The organism is Streptomyces sp. NPDC091416 (assembly GCF_044756845.1).
Lineage (GTDB): Bacteria > Actinomycetota > Actinomycetes > Streptomycetales > Streptomycetaceae > Streptomyces.
Genome location: NZ_JBIVTU010000002.1, coordinates 676,086 through 693,771 on the forward strand (window position 1 = coordinate 676,086; position 17,686 = coordinate 693,771).

General features: G+C 67.6%; 14 protein-coding genes. 7 read left to right on the forward strand and 7 right to left on the reverse strand.

The annotated features are described in order from the left end of the window. Positions 1 to 124 precede the first annotated feature (124 nt). Positions 125 to 1,006, reverse strand: coding sequence for an NmrA/HSCARG family protein (locus tag ACIQMX_RS09880; RefSeq protein WP_402476177.1), 882 nt, complete (start codon positions 1,004 to 1,006; stop codon positions 125 to 127). Positions 1,007 to 1,322: 316 nt separating this feature from the next. Here ACIQMX_RS09880 and ACIQMX_RS09885 point away from each other — a divergent pair, with 316 nt between their 5' ends. The 5 genes from ACIQMX_RS09885 to ACIQMX_RS09905 all read left to right on the forward strand — a co-directional run bounded on the left by ACIQMX_RS09885 (position 1,323) and on the right by ACIQMX_RS09905 (position 8,504). After that, positions 1,323 to 1,829, forward strand: coding sequence for a GNAT family N-acetyltransferase (locus ACIQMX_RS09885; RefSeq protein ID WP_402476179.1), 507 nt, complete (start codon positions 1,323 to 1,325; stop codon positions 1,827 to 1,829). 963 nt (positions 1,830 to 2,792) lie between these two features. After that, complete coding sequence (locus tag ACIQMX_RS09890) at positions 2,793 to 3,380, forward strand: hypothetical protein (protein ID WP_402476182.1); 588 nt, start codon at positions 2,793 to 2,795, stop codon at positions 3,378 to 3,380. Between the two features lie 136 nt (positions 3,381 to 3,516). Then, a complete protein-coding gene (locus ACIQMX_RS09895) occupies positions 3,517 to 5,046 on the forward strand; it encodes an ATP-binding protein (RefSeq protein WP_402476184.1) in 1,530 nt (509 codons plus the stop codon). Positions 5,047 to 5,092: 46 nt separating this feature from the next. Beyond that, positions 5,093 to 8,026 (forward strand): Z1 domain-containing protein, encoded by a 2,934-nt coding sequence (locus ACIQMX_RS09900; RefSeq protein WP_402476187.1) that lies wholly within the window; start codon positions 5,093 to 5,095, stop codon positions 8,024 to 8,026. Next, complete coding sequence (locus ACIQMX_RS09905; protein ID WP_402476190.1) at positions 8,001 to 8,504, forward strand: very short patch repair endonuclease; 504 nt, start codon at positions 8,001 to 8,003, stop codon at positions 8,502 to 8,504. Before ACIQMX_RS09900 ends, ACIQMX_RS09905 begins: the two co-directional genes overlap by 26 nt. On the opposite strand, the gene ACIQMX_RS09910 is transcribed toward ACIQMX_RS09905, so the two are convergent. Further along, entirely contained in the window at positions 8,439 to 9,731 is a 1,293-nt protein-coding gene (locus tag ACIQMX_RS09910; RefSeq protein ID WP_363068306.1) for a DNA (cytosine-5-)-methyltransferase, read from the reverse strand. The genes ACIQMX_RS09905 and ACIQMX_RS09910 overlap by 66 nt on opposite strands. A 265-nt stretch (positions 9,732 to 9,996) precedes the next feature. Here ACIQMX_RS09910 and ACIQMX_RS09915 point away from each other — a divergent pair, with 265 nt between their 5' ends. Continuing rightward, positions 9,997 to 10,500 carry a hypothetical protein gene (locus tag ACIQMX_RS09915; protein ID WP_402476194.1) on the forward strand — a complete coding sequence of 168 codons (504 nt, stop codon included), beginning with the start codon at positions 9,997 to 9,999 and terminating at the stop codon, positions 10,498 to 10,500. 31 nt (positions 10,501 to 10,531) lie between these two features. Here the strand turns inward: ACIQMX_RS09915 and ACIQMX_RS09920 are convergent, their stop codons facing one another. The 4 genes from ACIQMX_RS09920 to ACIQMX_RS09935 all read right to left on the reverse strand — a co-directional run bounded on the left by ACIQMX_RS09920 (position 10,532) and on the right by ACIQMX_RS09935 (position 15,360). Further along, complete coding sequence (locus ACIQMX_RS09920) at positions 10,532 to 11,350, reverse strand: protein NO VEIN domain-containing protein (RefSeq protein ID WP_402476197.1); 819 nt, start codon at positions 11,348 to 11,350, stop codon at positions 10,532 to 10,534. Next, positions 11,331 to 13,154, reverse strand: a complete 1,824-nt coding sequence (locus ACIQMX_RS09925) for a DEAD/DEAH box helicase (protein ID WP_402476199.1) — start codon at positions 13,152 to 13,154, stop codon at positions 11,331 to 11,333. Before ACIQMX_RS09925 ends, ACIQMX_RS09920 begins: the two co-directional genes overlap by 20 nt. 2 nt (positions 13,155 to 13,156) lie before the next feature. Further along, positions 13,157 to 14,602 carry a transcriptional regulator gene (locus ACIQMX_RS09930; protein WP_402476202.1) on the reverse strand — a complete coding sequence of 482 codons (1,446 nt, stop codon included), beginning with the start codon at positions 14,600 to 14,602 and terminating at the stop codon, positions 13,157 to 13,159. A 74-nt stretch (positions 14,603 to 14,676) separates the two neighbouring features. After that, complete coding sequence (locus ACIQMX_RS09935; RefSeq protein ID WP_363068296.1) at positions 14,677 to 15,360, reverse strand: hypothetical protein; 684 nt, start codon at positions 15,358 to 15,360, stop codon at positions 14,677 to 14,679. Between the two features lie 220 nt (positions 15,361 to 15,580). Here ACIQMX_RS09935 and ACIQMX_RS09940 point away from each other — a divergent pair, with 220 nt between their 5' ends. Further along, positions 15,581 to 16,396 (forward strand): hypothetical protein, encoded by an 816-nt coding sequence (locus ACIQMX_RS09940; RefSeq protein WP_402476205.1) that lies wholly within the window; start codon positions 15,581 to 15,583, stop codon positions 16,394 to 16,396. A gap of 55 nt (positions 16,397 to 16,451) precedes the next feature. Here ACIQMX_RS09940 and ACIQMX_RS09945 read toward each other — a convergent pair whose 3' ends face one another. Next, positions 16,452 to 17,183: a DUF5919 domain-containing protein gene (locus ACIQMX_RS09945; RefSeq protein ID WP_363068292.1), complete on the reverse strand. Its 732-nt coding sequence runs from the start codon at positions 17,181 to 17,183 to the stop codon at positions 16,452 to 16,454. Positions 17,184 to 17,686: the final 503 nt, after the last annotated feature.

Below are 17,686 nucleotides of genomic sequence, written 5' to 3' on the forward strand. Positions count from 1 at the left end.
TCGCCGTCGTCCCGCGTCCGTGACGGTCGCACCCGCGCACCCGGCCGCCACACTGCCGCGTGGCGCGTGCCGGCGGGTGAGCCCGCGGTGGCCCATGCCGAGGAACGAGGGTGCCTGTGGCGGGTCAGCCGACCTGCGCAGGCTCCGCGGGCGCCGACCAGTGACTGCGCACCCACTGGTCCAGAGGCGTCAGACCGGGGTGGCTGCGGCGCAGGGCGGCCACGTCCGCGGTGAAGCCCACGGTGTTGAACCAGTCGAACATGGCGGCCATTTCCTCGCTGTGGGCACGGAGCTGTTCGATCGGAGAAGGGTGGAAGCGCACCGGCCGGCCGGCGGCGCGGGCGAAGACCTCGGCCATCTGCGGACCGGTCAGCTCGTCCCCGGCGATCTCGATCGCACGTCCCAGGTGGTCGGCCGGGGCGTCGAAGGCGTCGGCGGCCAGGATCCCGATGTCGTCCGGGGTGATCATCTGCAGTCGTGTCCGCGGATCCAGCGCCAGCGCGAACACCAGCTCGCCGTCCTGCCACTGCGGGCCCAGGTGCTCGAAGTTGGTGATGAAGAACGTGGGTCGCAGAATCGTCGCCGGCAGACCGAGCGTGGTGATGTGCTGCTCCACTTCGCCCTTGCTTGCGAAGTGCCGCACTTGGCCCGGGTGCTGTGCGCCGTCCACGGAGCTGTACACGAAGTGGGCGATGCCGGCGCGGGCGGCGGCGTCCGCGAGGTTCTTGCCCTGGCGTACTTCGCCGGCGAAGGCGTCCGGGCCGGTGAAGGTCTGCACGCTGAAAACTCCGTACACCCCGTCCAGCGCCGCATGCAGCGTGGCCGTGTCATCGAGGTTCCCGCGGACCAGGATCGCGCCTGCCTCCTTCAGCGCCAGCGCCTCGGGCTTGCCCGGGTCCCGGACCAGCGCACGCACGGTCCAGCCGCGCGCCAGCAGCGCTCGGGCGGTGGCACCGCCCTGCCGGCCGGTAGCGCCGGCGACCAGGACGACACGGTTCTCGGACATGAGCAGACCCCCAGCATGTGCAGTTTCCGGGGGCCGCTGACGGCCGCCCGCTGATGCACATGAGCCTGGTGGCTCAACCATGGTTGAGGTCAAGCTCCCGTGATCCGCCTCATGGCCCGGTCAATGCGTCGCCGGCTTCGTCGGCAATCAAGCTCTCCGGCCGGGCCGGGAACGAAGCCCGGACCGGTCACGCCAAGGACTCCCGGCAGACGGCCTGGACCAGGCATCCGCACAACGTCCGCCTCACCGCCACCCCACCCCCGCGCATCCCCATAACCCCGAGCCCTCGGCACGCCCGCCCGCATACCCTGCCGCCATGCCCGAACTCCAGCGCCTGCGCCCCGACCACGCCCCGGCCCTGCTCGCGTTCGAGGAGGAGAACCGCGCCTTCTTCGCGGTCTCGGTGCCGGACCGCGGAGACGACTACTTCACCCACTTCACCGCGCACCTCACGGCACGCCTCGCCGAACAGTCCGCGGGCGACTGCCACTTCCACGTGCTGGTGACGCGGGACGGCGAGATCCTGGGCCGCTTCAACCTGGTGGACGTGGCGGAGGGCGAGGCCGAACTGGGCTTCCGCCTGGCCGAGAAGGCCACCGGCCGCGGCCTGGCAACGGCCACGGTCCGCCGCCTCTTCACGCTCTGCACCACCACATACGCCCTGACGAGGCTCCGCGCCGCCGCCACCGTCACGAACACCGCCTCACGCTCGGTCCTGACCCGGACGGGATTCGTCCCGACGGGAGAGGAACCGGTGCTGGGCGGGGAGCGGGGGGTCGGGTACGTACGGGAGCTGGCCGGAGGCCCGTCCGGCCGGGAGTGACGCAGTGATACCGAGGTCGGCGCGCATGGCCTCCTGCATGGCCTGGATGAGATCCCAGATCCGCATCACGTCGGCGTGCACGCCCTGCCACGCTTCTTGGCCCGGCTCGCCTTCCTTGTGAAGCGCGGCTATGACCTTCCTTGCCTCCGCAAGCGCCACACGAGTCTCATGGCACGGCCCCAGAACGGAGTCGGGGATCAGCATCTGCGCCTGCGCGTAGACGTCCTGGAACTCAAGACGGGCGTTCTCGATGGCCCCGTCCGCGTCCAACGGGCCCCCGTTCAGCAGGACATGAACGTCTTCCATCATCAGAATCCGATAGCGGCGGGTCGCGGAGTTCAGAGCGACGTAGGTCTCCCGTCGCCGTTCCAGGTTCCGCTGAGCCTCTTCGACATGGCGTCTGGCCTGCTCGGCTCGTTGTTGAAGCTCGAACTCCTGGAGCCGGGCCCGCGAGCCCACCCATGTCGTGGTGATGGGCGCCAGCAACGTGCCGGCCACACCCACCGCCGCCACCAGCAGTGCTATGACACCGGCGTCCATCTCTCCCCCGCATCGACGATTCCGGTCGCACGCCACGCCCTTTGATGCGGCGGCCAGTGCGACGCTGGCTGATCCTGCGTCGGTATCTACACGGCCTGGCCTCCGCCCAAACTTCCCCGCGCTCCACCTTGCCGGCGGGCGTCGGCCCGCCCACACGCCGACCGGGCGCACGTGCCGTCGTGCCGTCGTGCCGTCGTGCCGTCGTGCCGTCGTGCCGTCGTGCCGTCGTGCCGGCAGACTCGCGGAGGGTTCCTCTCGCCGGCACTCGCCCTGGAGACCTCGACCGGCGGGACGGAAGCGGTACGCGTCCGCCGACACCCCGCCCGTCCAGGCCGCACATGGCCGACTTATCTCTGGCCAACCACACCCCGCGCCCCGACCATGGCCTCCTGGAGCGTGGACCACTGCGGGGGAAGGCCACACATGAGCGCGGACGACCGGGGCACGCCCGACAACAAGCGCCCACCCCCACGCCCTTGGGCCCGCAGCAACCCGGGCCCCGGCGGCCCGCCCCGCCCACCGCACCCGCCCGGCACCGGCGGCTTCGGCGGCGGCCCGCCTCCCGTCGGGGGCCAGATGCCCGCCCCGGTCAGCAGCCTGCGCGTCCTCATGATCGTCGTCGGCGGCCTCCAGGCGATCCTCGGCCTGGCCCTGGTGACCAACAGCGTCTCCATCGCCACGTCCATCTGGGGCGAGGCGGACGCGTCGACCCCGTGCTGCCGGACTCCCGGAGAAGCCCACGCCGGTACGGTCGTCTTCGTCGGCATCCTCATCCTGGCCATCGCCGCCTGGGGCATCCTGACCGCCCTCAAGTTCCCGACCCGCCACCCCAATGTGCGCAATTCGGCCATCGCCTACGGATGGGTGGCCCTGGCCTTCACCGTCTGCGTCTGGGCCTTCGCCGCGATCCCGATCCTGGCCCTGATCTGGCTCGCCGTGGCGATCCTGCTCATCGTCCGCCCGAACCAGCCGGAGTGCCGGGAGTGGTTCGGGGCGCCGGGGCGGCTCTGACGGCGACCTCCGGCAACGCTTTTGTCACCGAGAGCCCCCACTGTCCGACCTTTGCAATATCATCACAGCCAACTACTCATTCCAGGGCCACACCTCCCCACGCAGGTCTCAGCTCTGTGTGCGCGAGGAAGCCTTCATGCCCCCGTATCAGCCCTCTGCCGACTGGCAGTTCGAGGTTCCCACCACCGGCACCAAGCGGCTCCCGCCCGCTGCCCGCTACGTCGAGTCACTGACGCATCAGGGGTACGGATTCGAGGCTGCCATCGCCGACCTGGTCGACAACTCCATCGACGCCGGGGCGCGCAACGTCGTCGTCAGCTTCCTGCGCGACGAGGACCGCCTGGTCAGTCTGCTCGTCATAGACGACGGCCGCGGGATGGACGACGCGGCGCTGGACACCGCGATGACGGTCGGCGGCCGTCAGAACTACGACGACGGCGCCCTCGGACACTTCGGCGCAGGACTCAAGGCCGCTTCCCTCTCGCACGCCGACTCGCTCACCGTCATCAGCCGCACCAAGCGCAGCCCTTCCACCGGCCGCCGCTGGCTGACGGCCCGCGCGCAGGCCGACTTCACCTGCGACATCGTCGACCCGGGTTACTGCCAGGACCTCGTCGACCGCTACGACGGCCTCATCGAGTGGCAGGGCACGATCGTGCGCTGGGACAGCGTCCGCGCCTTCGACACCGTCACCACCGGCCAGGCCGACCGCTATCTCAACGACGCGATCGAGAAGCTGGAGACCCAGCTGGGCCTCTACCTCCACCGCTTCCTCGCCCGTGAGGACTTCAACATAGACATCGTCGTCGAGGACGTCCGGACCAAGGAGGAGCTGGACCACCGCGGCGTCGAGCCGATCGACCCGTTCGGCTACCGGGTGCCCGGCCGGGCCGGTTTCCCCCGTACGTACACCGCGCTGGTCCAGGGCGTCGGCGAGGTCGCGCTCACCGCGCACATCTGGCCACCGAAGTCGCCCCTGGTCAGCTACCGCGGGATCGGCCCGCTCGCCGAGCGCCAGGGCTTCTACATCTACCGCAACGACCGGCTCGTCCAGGCGGGCGGCTGGAACAGCACCCGCAGCCCCGAGGGCCACCTCGCGCTCGCCCGGGTCGTCGTCGAGCTGCCCTCCGAACCGAACGACGTCTTCGCCCTCACGGTGAAGAAGGACGGAGTGACCGTCACGCCCGCGTTCGCCCGCGGCCTGGAGCAGGCCGTGGACGGAGAAGGACAGGCCTTCGGTACGTACGTGCAGGAGGCGGCGGCCACGTACCGGGAAGCCGCCAGACGCGCGACCGAGCCGCAGCGCAAGGCCGTCCTCCCGGCCGGGAAGGGCATGGACCCCAAGCTGCGGCGAACCCTGCGCGACGAACTGCCGGAGCTGGAGGGCGAGGACCCGATCGCCTTCCGCTGGGACACGCTCCCGTCGGACGTCTTCTTCGAACTCGACCGCGAGCAGCGGGAAGTACGGCTCAACAAGGAGTACCGGCAGCTGCTGAACGGCGGCCGGCGCGGGGGGCTCAACGACGCCCCCGTGGTGAAGAGCATGCTCTACCTCATGGTCAACGAAATCTTCCAGAAGGAGCGGGTCCGGGCCGTCCACACCGACAACGTGGCGCTGTGGAACAGCGTCCTGGTGACCGCCGCGCGCTGCGAGCTCGAACGCTGAACCGCCACTCCCCCGCCCCGTTCCGACCTGAGAGAGCCGCGACGCCATGACCGATCACCTGTTCACCCTGCACGGCGATGTGCTGGCCGCGATGCGCCGCGGTCCGAAGCCCTTCGCCAAGCTCGCCTTCGTGCTCTCCGAGGCCGAGGAACCGGCCGACACCGCGCTCGGCCACTTCCGTGACCGGATCCTCGCGGCGGACCCGGGCGACAGCCTGATCGCGCTCTGGCATCGCACCCTGACCGCCTGGGACCTGGCGGAACACGCCGACTGGCCGGCCACCCCGGCCCGTACCGACGCCCGCCGCTCCGAGGCGTACGACCGACTGGGCTTCGGCGCCGATCTGCGCAAGGCGCTCGACGGTGCGGTCCCGGTGTTCAAGGAGCCCGGACCGACGGTGATCAGCAAGGAGTTCACGTCCTGGTACTCGCGCGACGCCGCCGCCGCGCGCTCCTTCTACTGGAACTCGTACGAGCAGCTCCTGCGCCGCAAGGGATGGTCCGACGAGGCGGTCGCCGGTCTCGACGAGGCGAGCCACGCCGTGGTCGAGCGGCTCTCCGATCCCACCAGGACCGAGGCGTACGGGGCGCGGGGCCTCGTCGTCGGCTACGTCCAGTCGGGCAAGACCGCCAACTTCACGGGCGTCACGGCCAAGGCCATCGACGCCGGATACCGCCTGGTCATCGTGCTCGGAGGCACGCTCAACCTCCTCCGTGGCCAGACCCAGCGCCGCCTGGACATGGAGCTGATCGGCCGCGAGAACATCCTGCGCGGCGCCGACCCGGCGGATCCGGACGCGCTGGTCGGCATCGACTACCAGGACGACGAGGACTGGCCGGCGAAGTTCGTCAGCCACGGCGGCCGCCCGTCCGCCCTGGGCGCGTTCGACATCGAACGCCTCACCACACGCGACGACGACTACAAGAGCCTGGAGAACGGCATCCGGGCCCTCGACATCGAGAAGCAGGCCCGGACGCAGCCTCTTTACGACCCCGCCAACCTGCACCACGCGGCAGCCCGCGTCATGGTCGTGAAGAAGAACAAGTCCGTCCTGTCCAAGCTGATCAAGGACCTCAAGAAGATCGGCCCCATCCTCTCCGAGATCCCCGCGCTGATCATCGACGACGAGTCGGACCAGGCCTCGGTCAACACCACGGACCCGAAGAAGTGGGAGGACGGCAAGGTGGCCCGTACGGCCATCAACAGCCAGATCTCCCAGCTGCTCACCCTGTTGCCGCGCGCCCAGTACGTCGGCTACACCGCGACGCCGTTCGCCAACGTCTTCGTCGACCCGGGCGACGGGGAGGACATCTTCCCGCGTGACTTCCTCATCTCGCTGCCGCGGCCGACCGGTTACATGGGCGTCCAGGACTTCCACGACCTCGAATCGGCGGAGGGCACGGCCGAGGAGACGCACATCCGCGGCATCTACGAGGACACGGGCGACCGCCTCCAGGAGGCCCTGGACGCCTTCGTCCTCACCGGCGCGCTCAAGTTGTACCGGGTGGACCACGGGGTGGACGAAGGCCCGTTCCGCCACCACACCATGCTGGTCCACGAGTCGGTACGCATGGCCGAGCACGCGGCCCTCGCCCTGCGCATCAACTCCATGTGGCACCGGGCGGCGTACACGAGCCAGCAGGGCCACGACCGCCTGGCTGCCCTCTTCGCTTCCGACTTCCACCGCTTCGCAGCCGACGACCTGCCCATGCCGGAGTCGTACGCCGAGCTCAAGGGCTGCGTCTCGCGCGCCCGCCAGCTCATCAACGCCGGCGGCTCCCCGGTGCTCGTGGTCAACGGCGACACGGAACGCGACTACGCCCAGCCCGAGCTCGACTTCGACCGCACCCCGCACGTGTGGAAGATCCTGGTCGGCGGCACCAAGCTCTCCCGCGGCTTCACGGTCGAGGGCCTTACGGTGACGTACTACCGCCGCACCACTCAGCAGGCCGACACCCTGATGCAGATGGGCCGCTGGTTCGGCTTCCGCCCCGGCTACCGCGACCTGGTCCGCCTGTACATCGGTCGCGAGGAGGCGCTGGGCAAGTCGAGGACGGTCGACCTGTACGAGGCCTTCGAGGCCATCTGCCGCGACGAAGAAACGTTCCGTTCCCAGCTCACCCGGTACGCCACCCTGGTGGACGGCAAACCCCAGGTCACCCCGGCCCAGATCCCCCCGCTGGTCTCCCAGCACCTGTCGTGGCTCAGGCCCGCGGCCCGCAACAAGATGTTCAACGCGGAGCTGGTGGAGATCCGGTCGCCGGGGCAGTGGGTGGAGCCGACGGCTTACCCGACGGGGGCGGGGGACCTGCGGCACAACGCGGAGATCTGGCGGCCTGCTCTCGAGACCCTGGGCCAACACCTCACAGTTTTCGTGACTCTCGCCGACAACGACCAGGGCAGCTATACCCGCTATCCAGCCAAGACGGCGGTCCTCAGTCACACTCAGCTGCTCGGCATCATGAGCAGTCTTACCTGGGGCCGTCCGGACCTCTTCGCTCCGCACCTGGCGTATCTCACGGACGGCAGCGACACGGGCTGCGCTACCGACGACTGGACGCTGATCCTGCCCCAGACCTCCGGACCGACCAGCGTGGCAGCCAGCATCCTCGGAACCCCGCCCATCACGCTCGTACAGCGCAAGCGGAACGCCCGAGGTATGTTCAACCGCATCTCTGGTGTGTCCCATCGCCAGTCCGCTGAGCGGATCGCGGGCCTGCACCCGCTCAGCGATGACGACCCCTTCGCATCCCAGCTGCACAAGCCGCGCCGGGGGGCTGTGCTCCTCTATCCGGTGGTCGACCCTGATATCGGCAACCCAGCGGGGCTCGTGACCGGCGGAAGTATCGATCCGGCCAAGGTGGTACTGGCAGCCGCATTCATCCCGGCCGCCAGCGCCTCAGGAGGCTCGGTACCCTACGTTCGCTTCCGGGCGGTCGACTCGTCCCGACTCGATGAAGCCACAATTGAAGTGCCATGACGATTCTGGAGTGACTACGGTGCCTGATCCCACGGACTGGACCCCGCCAGACGGTTCGTGGGCGTCCTCTGCGGCACGCAGGAGGAACATGCAGGCAATCCGCAGCCGTGACACGCAGCCGGAGCGGCTCATCCGGCGGCTCGTGCACGCGAACGGACTGCGGTACCGGGTCGCCGCCAGACCCTTGCCAGACCTTCGCCGGACCGCAGACCTGGTCTTCCGCCCGGCGAAGGTGGCCGTATTCATCGACGGCTGCTACTGGCACGGCTGCCCCGAGCACTACGTCGCTCCCAAGACCAACCCGGGCTACTGGTCAGACAAGGTAGCCCGGAACGTGGCCCGGGACCGCGATACCGACCAGCGCCTCGCCGAAGCGGGCTGGCTGGTCCTGCGGTTCTGGGAGCACCAGGACTCAGACGCGTGCGCCCTGAGCATCGTCGACACGGTCCGTGAGCGCCGACGGCGCCTGTCCGGGTAGCGCACCGGCGAGGTCCGCCTTGGGACGGTCACGTTCGCGGGCGGCGCGCAGTACGTCCGCGATGGCCTGGCCCACCACGGCCGCAACGGGCGGCGGAAAGGCGTTGCCGACCTGCCGGTACCGTGCGGTCTTCCCGCCGTAGAATTCCCAGTTCTCCGGAAATCCCTGGATGATCGCGGCCTGTTCAACAGTCAGCATCGGGCCCTCGGGCCTGAAGAGATCCCGCTCGTGACTGTCCTTTTCCATGCTTTCCGCGTACGCGTTAGCGACACCGACACCAGAGACGCCCATGGCGTTCCAGGCAGCCTTCGCGCGGCTCGGGCCGAGATCTGCGCCACCGTGCTTCTTTGATCCGCCGACCAAAGTGGGAGCCACGCCCGAGTCTTTCCGGCTCTCCGCACCCTGCGCCAGTTCTTTCCACCGGCCAAGGCATTTCTTCGCAAGGTGCGCGACTTCTCCGCCTTGCTTCAGGTACGGAGCGTACCTGAGTTCCATGGACTTCTTCAGCGCTTGGAATACGCTCCTCGGAGCCCCGGTGGCCGTCGGCCATACGAACTTGAGGTCCCCCAGCACATCCGTGCGGATGGCCACCAGCACGGCCCTGGGACGCAACTGCGGAACACCGAAGTCGCTGGCCTCCAGGACTTCCCACTCGCAGACCTGGTAACCCAGACCATCGAAGGTCTCGGAGACTCCGGTAACCGGGTGCTTGGCCGGTCCACCCTGAAGGCGCGCCTTGATGTAGGCACGGTACTCGTCGAACTTCGCGTCCATGATTCCGCGCACGTTCTCGATCATCACCGCTTCTGGACGGAGCTCGTCCGTGAGATCAAGAATGCGCGGGAAGAGGTCGCGCTCGTCATCCTTGCCAAGCTGCTTTCCGGCATGAGAGAAGGGCGGGCACGGAACTCCACCTGCCAGAAGATGAAGATCGCCCTTGGCTAGAGGCTTTCCCAGGTACCCCTGGGCTTTCTTCACATCTGTTTCTTTTTCTTCGGAAGACAGGGGGGAGAAGTCGTTGACGTCACCGGCGATAACGTCGCAGTACTTCTTCTCCCAGCGCCACTCCGCCAGCCGCCCGATGTTGAGCTGGAGCGTCTTCGAGGCGTGGGGGTCAATCTCCACGAGCGCTAGATGCTTGAAACCCGCCTTATGGAGGCCGATGGCCTGTCCGCCAGCCCCCGCGCAGATCTCAATCGAGGTCAGCACGTCGTCACTGGGACCCATCGGGTCCTCCTGGTGGGGCTGGAGGCCCATCGGCTCCGGTCTCCTCTTCGTACGTACGGATGGACAGCGAGGACCCCGCGTCGCGACAGCTCCTCGCGCGACACATGGCCGAGTGTGCCGGCCAGCCACTTCGGGCCAAGTTGAATGCGATACGGACAGAGCCTACCGGGCCCCAGGCGCGCAGGCGTCTGGGTGGAGCGACGCACCCTTGGACAGCATGGCGAGTCCCGGCTGACGCTGCCCCGTGCCACCGGATCCTGACCAGTTGCCATTGCAGTTGGATCACTGCACGGCTCGCGCCATCGAATGCCGGCCTCCCCTGGCCAAGGGCATCGAGGAGGGTGTCAGACCGTTGCTGGATGATCAGGCCATGCTGACCGCGACCGACGAACACGGCCATGTTGTGAAGCGCCCTTCCAGGCCGGCCATCGGAAGAATGCTGGCCAACCTGCAACGGGGCAACGCTCACCTGGTCCTGGAGAGGGTGAACGAGGAGCATCCCGGGAGTTGGTACATCCAGGTACTGCTCCGCGAGAACAACACCTACCAGCTCGAATTCCGCGACGGCGTGGCCGAGCTGCACTACCAGACACAGACGATCGCTCGGGAGAAGGTTCTCGTGGCGCTGCTCGGCTGGGCCAGCATGAAGCCGGGCTGGCGGGACGGCTTCATGTGGAACAACATCGCCGGACAGTTCGGTCACAGCAACTGCGAAACACCGGAGCCGCCAGGTTGCGCGACGCCATCGTCTGATGCGGAAGCTGTGTGATTAGGGCGGTCAAAATAATCAAACATGCGAGCTAATCCAGGCTGATGTGGAGTTCCTGCCGCGCCGACCGGCCGCCACGCTCAGCACCGGTCGCCGCCGGCGGACAGTTCCAGACCTCACGCACAGGCACCACGCTGTCCGGCAGCGGCTGCCATGTCTGCGTCATCAGCCCTGGGGTGAGCGCATAGGCCGGTACATCGAGACGGACCGACTCCCAGTGCCCGCGAGTCGTCCGGTCAGCGGGGACCGCCGAGTGAAGCCAGCGCCTGCTTACCGTGGCCACGTTCACCGCGCTCCCGTCACTGCCGACGAGAACAGCGGCGAGGCACCAGTCTTCGTCGTGCGACATCACCTCGTACTCGTGCCTCGACAGGTGAATCACCAGACGAGTCGGGTCAGTGGTCGACTTCACCTCAATGTGCGCCCGGTCCAGCACGGACCCCGCGGCCTGTATGTCGTATCCATAGGCGTCGGACTCTGCGGCCACATGTCTGACATGCGGTACCCCGTTGTCGCGGAACAGCCGGAGCAGCGCTTGTTCACCAGCTGCCCCGACAGCGCGCCTCGCGGCGTCCGCCTCCTGGCTCCACAGCACGCGGGGAACCGACGCCCGCTCCCCGCCGCCCGACAACCCGCAGTCCCCCACATCCACGACGGGCCGGCCTGCGGCGGTCACCATGCCAGCCCGCCTGAGCCAGGCGAGGCCTTCGGCGTATTGGGCCGGCGTGAGATCCGAGTACCACGGGTGATGCGTGAAGAGCGCCCGCACCCGTGGAACCCCGGCCACGCGCAGTTCATCCAGCCAGCGAAGCGCCGCCCGGCGCGTCGCCTCAGTGGGCAGCGACGGCATCGACGTGTTCCAGGAGGGCTCGGACGTCCGCCATATCCATGCCGGCGGCACCGGAAGGCTCATCCACGAGGTCGGCGAGCTGCTGCACGGCAGGGTCGTCGAGGATCCGGCCCATGAACTCAAGCTTCTCCGCGAGCCTCATGGCCACCACCTCGTCAATCGTGCCCTCGACCGCCAGGACGGTGACACGCGTCTGGGTGTCGGGGGCCAGCCCAAGCCGGTGAATCCGGTCCAGGCTCTGCAGGAATCGGCCCGCCATGAAGTCGCGGTCCACGTAGACGGCATCATGGCAGACGTGGTGCAGGCTGATCCCCTCACCAAGGGTGGCGGGGTTGGACAGGAGGACATGGCAGTCGGGGTCCTCACGGAACCGCCTGATCTGTTCCTCCCGGTCGGGTGTTCCGCCGTAGACAACCGCCGGCTGGAACGCCGCGAACAGGTTCTCCATCGTGGTGATGCTGCGCACGAAAGTCGTCCACACAAGGGTCTTCCTCCCCATCGCGGCGTTAGCCGCGACGATGTTGAGCGCCTCCTTGTACTTCGGGGACAGCTCATGCGCGGGCAGGTTCTTCATGAGCGCGTAGAGCGACTCTCCTTCCGGCACCTCAAGCGGCGGCAGCTGGTACGTCAGCGGCTCGTAGCGACTCTCGCCTTCGATGAGCAGTGCGGGACTCGTGGCCGCCATCAGCAGGCGCAGCATGGACTTACCCAGAGCGTCGAAGTCATCCCGCGACGCCTCGGCCCGCGCGCTGAAGCGTCCCACGAGCGCGTCGTACACCTCACGGTGCACTTCCGGCATCTTCAGCCGCGTGATCCGCGTCTCGAAGGGCGGCAGTCCCAGTTCCTTCTTTGTCGTACGCGTGAACAGGGGCCGCAGCACGGAGCTCGCGTGCGCGAGATCGCCGCCGGCCACGGCCTGGGTCACCACTCTGCGCCCATGGCCGGGCCACACGAACGACAGAAGGTTCTCCAGGTCCCGGGCCCCGTTCGGAGCAGGTGTCCCCGTGAGGATGAGGCGTCGGCGGGTGAGGGGACCAAGCGCCATGCATGCGCTTCCGTATGTCCCCCGGGCCCCAAGCTTCATCCGGTGCGCCTCATCAAGGATGACCATGGACGGCGCACCCCTCAGCCAGTCCGCCAGCGCTGCCAGCGACCGGTCCAGGCGTTCGTAGTTGACGATCATGATCTCGGCTCGGAGATCAGGGGTCTTGTCCATCACAACGGCATGCGGCGGCCGCTTGAAGCAGAACTCGCTCTCCGAAAGCCACGACTCGTACGCCGATTTGGGACTGACCACCAGGAGTCGGCGCACTTCACCGCGTTCACGCATGGCGGCGTATACGGCCAGGCCCACGCGCGTCTTTCCGGCGCCGGGGACACTGAAGTTGGCGCCGTGCCGCAGCGACAGCAGACGCGCGATGTCCCGTCGCTGGAACTCCGTGAGACCAGCACACCATCCCGAGCCAAGCGCCGCTTCCACAGCGCTGTCGTCCCAGTCCCCGTCCGGGCTGGGCGAGCGGAGCTGCTCCTCAGCCCGCTCAGCATCGTCGAGGACTTCCCCGACCAGGGCGCTGAGTTCCTCGGACCACACCACGGAGTCGGGGTGCGGCCAGTCCGCGAGCGCGTCGATGCCTACGAGGAAGTCATCGAGATCCATCTCCAGTGCGAGACGGCCCCGCGGACTGCCGCCGGGAAACCGGGCCGCGAGTCGCGTCAGAGCGGAGCGGTAGGGCTCGCCCACCCGCAGGACGGCCTTCGTCCTCGTTACGTCCAGGCCAATATGCAGGGACGATTCATCAGTCATGATCACGACGGGTCCTGCTGCACCGCGTCACGAAGCCACTCAACGCCATCGCCGGGCACCTGGATGGTCCGGGCAGTGACCTGGGCCAGCTTCGTCAAGGTCGCCCTCAGCTTGAGAACGGCCTCGTCCAGTGCTTCCTCATCCAGGTTGTTCGCCGCACTGGCAAGAACCATGTCGGTGATGCACTGCTCGATGTCCTCGCAGGCGTCGTTGAGGCGATCGGGCGCAGCCTGCTTCCGCTTGCGGACACGGGCATCCTTGCCGGCAGGCTCAAGCGCTCGCTCGACCGCGCTGTGCGCGGCGTTGAAGAGGGCCGACGCCTCTTCCTGCTCGGCCGCAGGAACCTTGCCCGCCTTCGCCCTGACCACGGCCTTGGCCCGGAGGACCGAGTCGGTGAACGCCCGGGCCGCCGCCACCTGGGGTACCTCAGCCTTCACCGTGCGGTTGAGCCCGGGAATCACCCGCCCCTGAGCGGCAGCCGGCGCCGGCTTCAGCTCCTCGGGCAGACGGGTCTCCAGATAGCGGTCCCGGAAGTCCGGCTCGATGAGACGAAGGTCGGTCTTGGAGAAGTTCATCACGATCGCGGCAAGGCGATTCTCCTTCAGAAGCTCAGCCCTCTCGATGTTGGCCTTGGATTCCTTGGCATAGGCGCGATGCACCTCGCGCAGCCTCTCCTGGGCATCCTCGAAGTCAAGCAGCCGGAGCTGCACGCCGTTCGCGGATGACCTCTCCGTCAGGTCCCGAAGGCAGTTGAGTACCCACAAGTCCTGCTCAGCCGTCGATTCCCTGATGCGGAAGTCCCGCGCGACCTCCTTCAGCGGACGGCCCGCCTCCACCTGCTCGTCGATCGTGAGGAGCCGGTTGATGTATGAGTAGGGGCGCCGGGTGTCGTGGCGCAGCTGCAAGGACAGCTCGACACGGTTGATGTCGGCCCATGTGCAGGATTCCGGCAGGACAGCTACCCGGATCTCGGACACCCCGAGCTCCTTCAGGGCCGCGGCCCTGGTGTTGCCGTTGACCAGAATGCCCTCGCGGGTAATCAGCCCCGGTTCGTTCTGCCGGAAGTCACTGAGGCTCTGCTGAAGGGCATCGAAATCCTTGTCCCGCTTGGAGGGATCGGAAGGTTCGGCCTTCAGGAGGCTGTCGAGGTAGTTCTGGCTCTCGTCGCTCCAAGGGTCTTCGTCGAGCCGGCGGTCCAGAAGGGGGTCGTAGCTCCGCTGCGCCTGGATCCTGTGCGTTCCGGGGTTGTAGTAGAGCGAGTGCACCGGCATATCGATGACCTGCACCACCTGCGGCTTCGTACGCCACTCGATCGTCAGGGTCTCCTGGAGCCCGCTGCCGGCTGCCGCGTCCAGGAGGCGCCCCTCGACAGTCACCTTGTTCTTGGCGGCGTGCGGTGGCAGGCCGAAGTCCCTGGCGTTCTCAGTCACGGTCCGTTTTCTCCTCATGCTCAAAGGGTTCATCTGAGCCCATGGCGGGGCCGCCGTTGACGGCGGCCCCGCCATGGGCCGAAAGCCGGGCGTCAGGCAGGCGGAAGGCCGAGAGCCTTGCGGACCTCGTCGCGTGACTCCGCCGGCAGCGTACGAATGTCGGACCAGAGCCGCTCCACGACACTGAACTCCCGCTCGTCAGCGGCAACCCAGCCCGCGATGGTCTGCCGGTTCAGACCACTGAGCTGGGAGATGCCGTCCAGCACCGCTCCCAGGTCGGCGTCCAGGAAGCGTCCGCCTACACGGCAGCGGTTGCACTCGGCGATGTGCTGTACGTCAGCGGATCCGTCAGGCAGCTTGACGCTCCGCCGGGCGATGTCGATCTGGGCGGTCTCGAAAGTGCCGGTGTACGTCTGGCCAGGCGTGATCCCGCACGACCGGCAGCGGTGGCCATCGCGGGCAAGGACCTTACGGCGCTGGGTTTCCGTCAGAGAAGAGCTGGCCCTGGTCCCCTTGCCACGGATCCAGACAGGCTCCCCCTGTGCGACGAACCGCTGCTCGTTCTGCCCCAGACGAGCATCCTCGCGGTGGGTGTCGATCTTCCAGCCGTGGTCCCGAAGCTCACGGACCCGGCGGTCCACCTGGGCGACGCCAGGGAACGCGTTCTTGAGCTCTTCCTTGGTGAAGATGCTGTCCTCCCCCACGACAGTCACCAGCCAGAGTGCTGCGCGCTTCATCGTTCCAAGGTCTTCGTCCTGCCAGGACGGCAGAGTCATCCAGAGGCCCTTTCGCTTCAGGTGCACGGCAATCCGCGAATGCCAGGCGGCTGGCCCCCCTCGCGGACCCCTCCACTTTGACCCCCTGACGTCCCATCACGCCAGGTTCTGCAAGGTTTCGAGGCAGGACGGAAAACATCCACGCGCTCCCAAAGAACCCATGATTCCGACAGAATTGGCGTCTGTTCTGAATCGCAAAGTGAACGGAAGGCCTGCCTGCGTGACCGTGAACCGCAGAAACTGGAAAGAGCTGCCGCCTCACATCAGCACCGCCCACCGCGCACTGGCGGAAGCGCTGCGCGAGACCCGGGAGTTCAGCCCACGCACCCAGGCGCAGATCGCGAAGGACGCCTGTCAGGAGCCGACAACCCTCTCAAACCACCTCAATGCCGGACGCGTCCCCGACGAGTCGCTTCTTCGGAGCTTCTACGCGGCAGTGGAGAAGGACGCCGCCACGTCCGGGAACGGGCCCCTGCCCCACACCCTGGCCGAGCTTCTGGACCTCCGCCTCGACGCCAAGACGAAGCACTGCGAGTGCTGCGTCGTCGGCTATCCGGCGACTGTCGAGCCCTCTGACACTACCCAGCAGCCGGCCTCCCGCATCGTCGCGAATCCCGGGCTGGCACGGGCGCGACGCCTGCGCCGCCGCGCCCGGCGACGCGAAATTCCAGTGCCGCAGGAAGACACTGGGGCGCCGGTCCCCCGCCGCGAGGGGGACCGGCGCCCCACAGAATCAGCAGAGCTCACTTGGCCGGAAGCAAAGCTGGTGGCCAGATACCTCGCCGATGGCCAGAATCACGAAGCCGGCTTCCTCCTGTGGCAGGCGGGCGCGTCCTACTCCGCCCCTGGCATCGTCGAGGCCGTCACCTCCTGCCGCGCGGCAGGACTGGACGACGCAGCCGAGACGATACTGATCAGCGTCACTGAACGAGCAGACAGACAAGCAGTCCTGAACGTCGTGGCGGCACTGGACCACGCCGGCCGGCACAGAGACGTCACGTTCATGCTCACGGCGGCCACGCGGCCCCCGCGCTGACCGCGTCGATCACGCTATGGAGCCCGGTCTGCGGCCTGCCGCGCACCAGCCGGCATCACACTGACACCGGAACGCCCCGGCTCCACAGCTCCTCGGCGTGTTCAGTGAAACGGTCGAACATGCCACCGTCGCCCTGCCGTCGAAGGTGGAGCAACGGCGAATCGTGTCCGACAAGCCGAGCGAGGTGCGGAGTGACCAGCGCGTCCTGGTCGAACCGGAACACGGAGAGGGACACGTGGTTGACAGCGTCCTCATGGTTACTGAAACGAGCCTCCACGCGGCTGGCTACGCCCAGGCGCCCCAAGTGCTCAAGAGTGATACGGACGCGCGTGGAAACGCTCAGTGCGACATCCTCGACGGTCTCCCGCTGGCGGGTGACCTCACCGTCCGGATCGCCCAGCAGGAACCGGACCCGGCATCCAGAATCGATCTTCCTTCGAAGGGTCTCAACGAAGGCCGGCTGCTCAAGCCAGAGGAAGTAGTTCGTGTATCCGGCCAGGTAGATCTCCTCCGCAGCGCCTTCGATCAGTTCACCCCAAACAGTCGACGGACATGCGGACCGGTAGGGGTAGGCCTGAACAAGCTCCCGGTCATGGCCGGACTTCACTCGGACCTGCACAGCCTTCGGCCAGATCATCTGTTCATCCACCTTCAGCGCCTGACAGGCGTCAATACGGTTTCTTGCGTGGGGTACGAGCTCGGCGTCGGCCAGCCATCGCTCTACAGTCTTCGGCGCGACCCCGATGCGAGCCGCGAGCCTGCGGGGTGACAACTGGGCATCCGACATAGCCGATCGTAGAGCGACGTTCAAGACTTCTCCCTGCGACGTTTGGGCCTTCTTGGAACATAGCGGCAGAGCGTCCAACCGTCCCTGGGGTTCGAGGAGATACGTCCCAAAGGGGCGGCCATCCTCACCGCCATGAAGAACCTGAAGCCCGCATCCGACGGATCTGTCGCGCTCCCCATCCCGCCCGCTCCACCCGAGCCATCAGCCGGCTGCCGTGTCTGCTCCGACCTAGCTGAACAACGGCGCATCGCCAGAGGCGCGGGAGATTACTCACGCGCCACCGATGCCTCGGTAGAGATCCGCAGGCACCCTCACGAAGCCCAGGGGATCCAGTGAATGACGTCGGCCTCCAGCAGTGGCGGGAGAGCCGTGCGGCCGCCCTGGCGGCAAGTGAGGGATTGAGGGCGGCCCTCGCCAAACTGGGACTTCCGGAGCGCAGCTACCGCCGTATCCGCCCGGCGACGACGTCCACCGGGAGACCGTACGTCTACCTCGGAATCTTG

Excerpts from the sequence above, each read along its gene's own strand:
- ACIQMX_RS09880 (WP_402476177.1), bottom strand. The coding sequence starts at position 1,006 with ATGTCCGAGAACCGTGTCGTCCTGGTCGCCGGCGCTACCGGCCGGCAG.
- ACIQMX_RS09885 (WP_402476179.1), top strand. The coding sequence starts at position 1,323 with ATGCCCGAACTCCAGCGCCTGCGCCCCGACCACGCCCCGGCCCTGCTC.
- ACIQMX_RS09890 (WP_402476182.1), top strand. The coding sequence starts at position 2,793 with ATGAGCGCGGACGACCGGGGCACGCCCGACAACAAGCGCCCACCCCCA.
- ACIQMX_RS09895 (WP_402476184.1), top strand. The coding sequence starts at position 3,517 with ATGCCCCCGTATCAGCCCTCTGCCGACTGGCAGTTCGAGGTTCCCACC.
- ACIQMX_RS09900 (WP_402476187.1), top strand. The coding sequence starts at position 5,093 with ATGACCGATCACCTGTTCACCCTGCACGGCGATGTGCTGGCCGCGATG.
- ACIQMX_RS09905 (WP_402476190.1), top strand. The coding sequence starts at position 8,001 with ATGAAGCCACAATTGAAGTGCCATGACGATTCTGGAGTGACTACGGTG.
- ACIQMX_RS09910 (WP_363068306.1), bottom strand. The coding sequence starts at position 9,731 with ATGGGTCCCAGTGACGACGTGCTGACCTCGATTGAGATCTGCGCGGGG.
- ACIQMX_RS09920 (WP_402476197.1), bottom strand. The coding sequence starts at position 11,350 with ATGCCGTCGCTGCCCACTGAGGCGACGCGCCGGGCGGCGCTTCGCTGG.
- ACIQMX_RS09925 (WP_402476199.1), bottom strand. The coding sequence starts at position 13,154 with ATGACTGATGAATCGTCCCTGCATATTGGCCTGGACGTAACGAGGACG.
- ACIQMX_RS09930 (WP_402476202.1), bottom strand. The coding sequence starts at position 14,602 with ATGAGGAGAAAACGGACCGTGACTGAGAACGCCAGGGACTTCGGCCTG.
- ACIQMX_RS09935 (WP_363068296.1), bottom strand. The coding sequence starts at position 15,360 with ATGACTCTGCCGTCCTGGCAGGACGAAGACCTTGGAACGATGAAGCGC.
- ACIQMX_RS09945 (WP_363068292.1), bottom strand. The coding sequence starts at position 17,183 with ATGTCGGATGCCCAGTTGTCACCCCGCAGGCTCGCGGCTCGCATCGGG.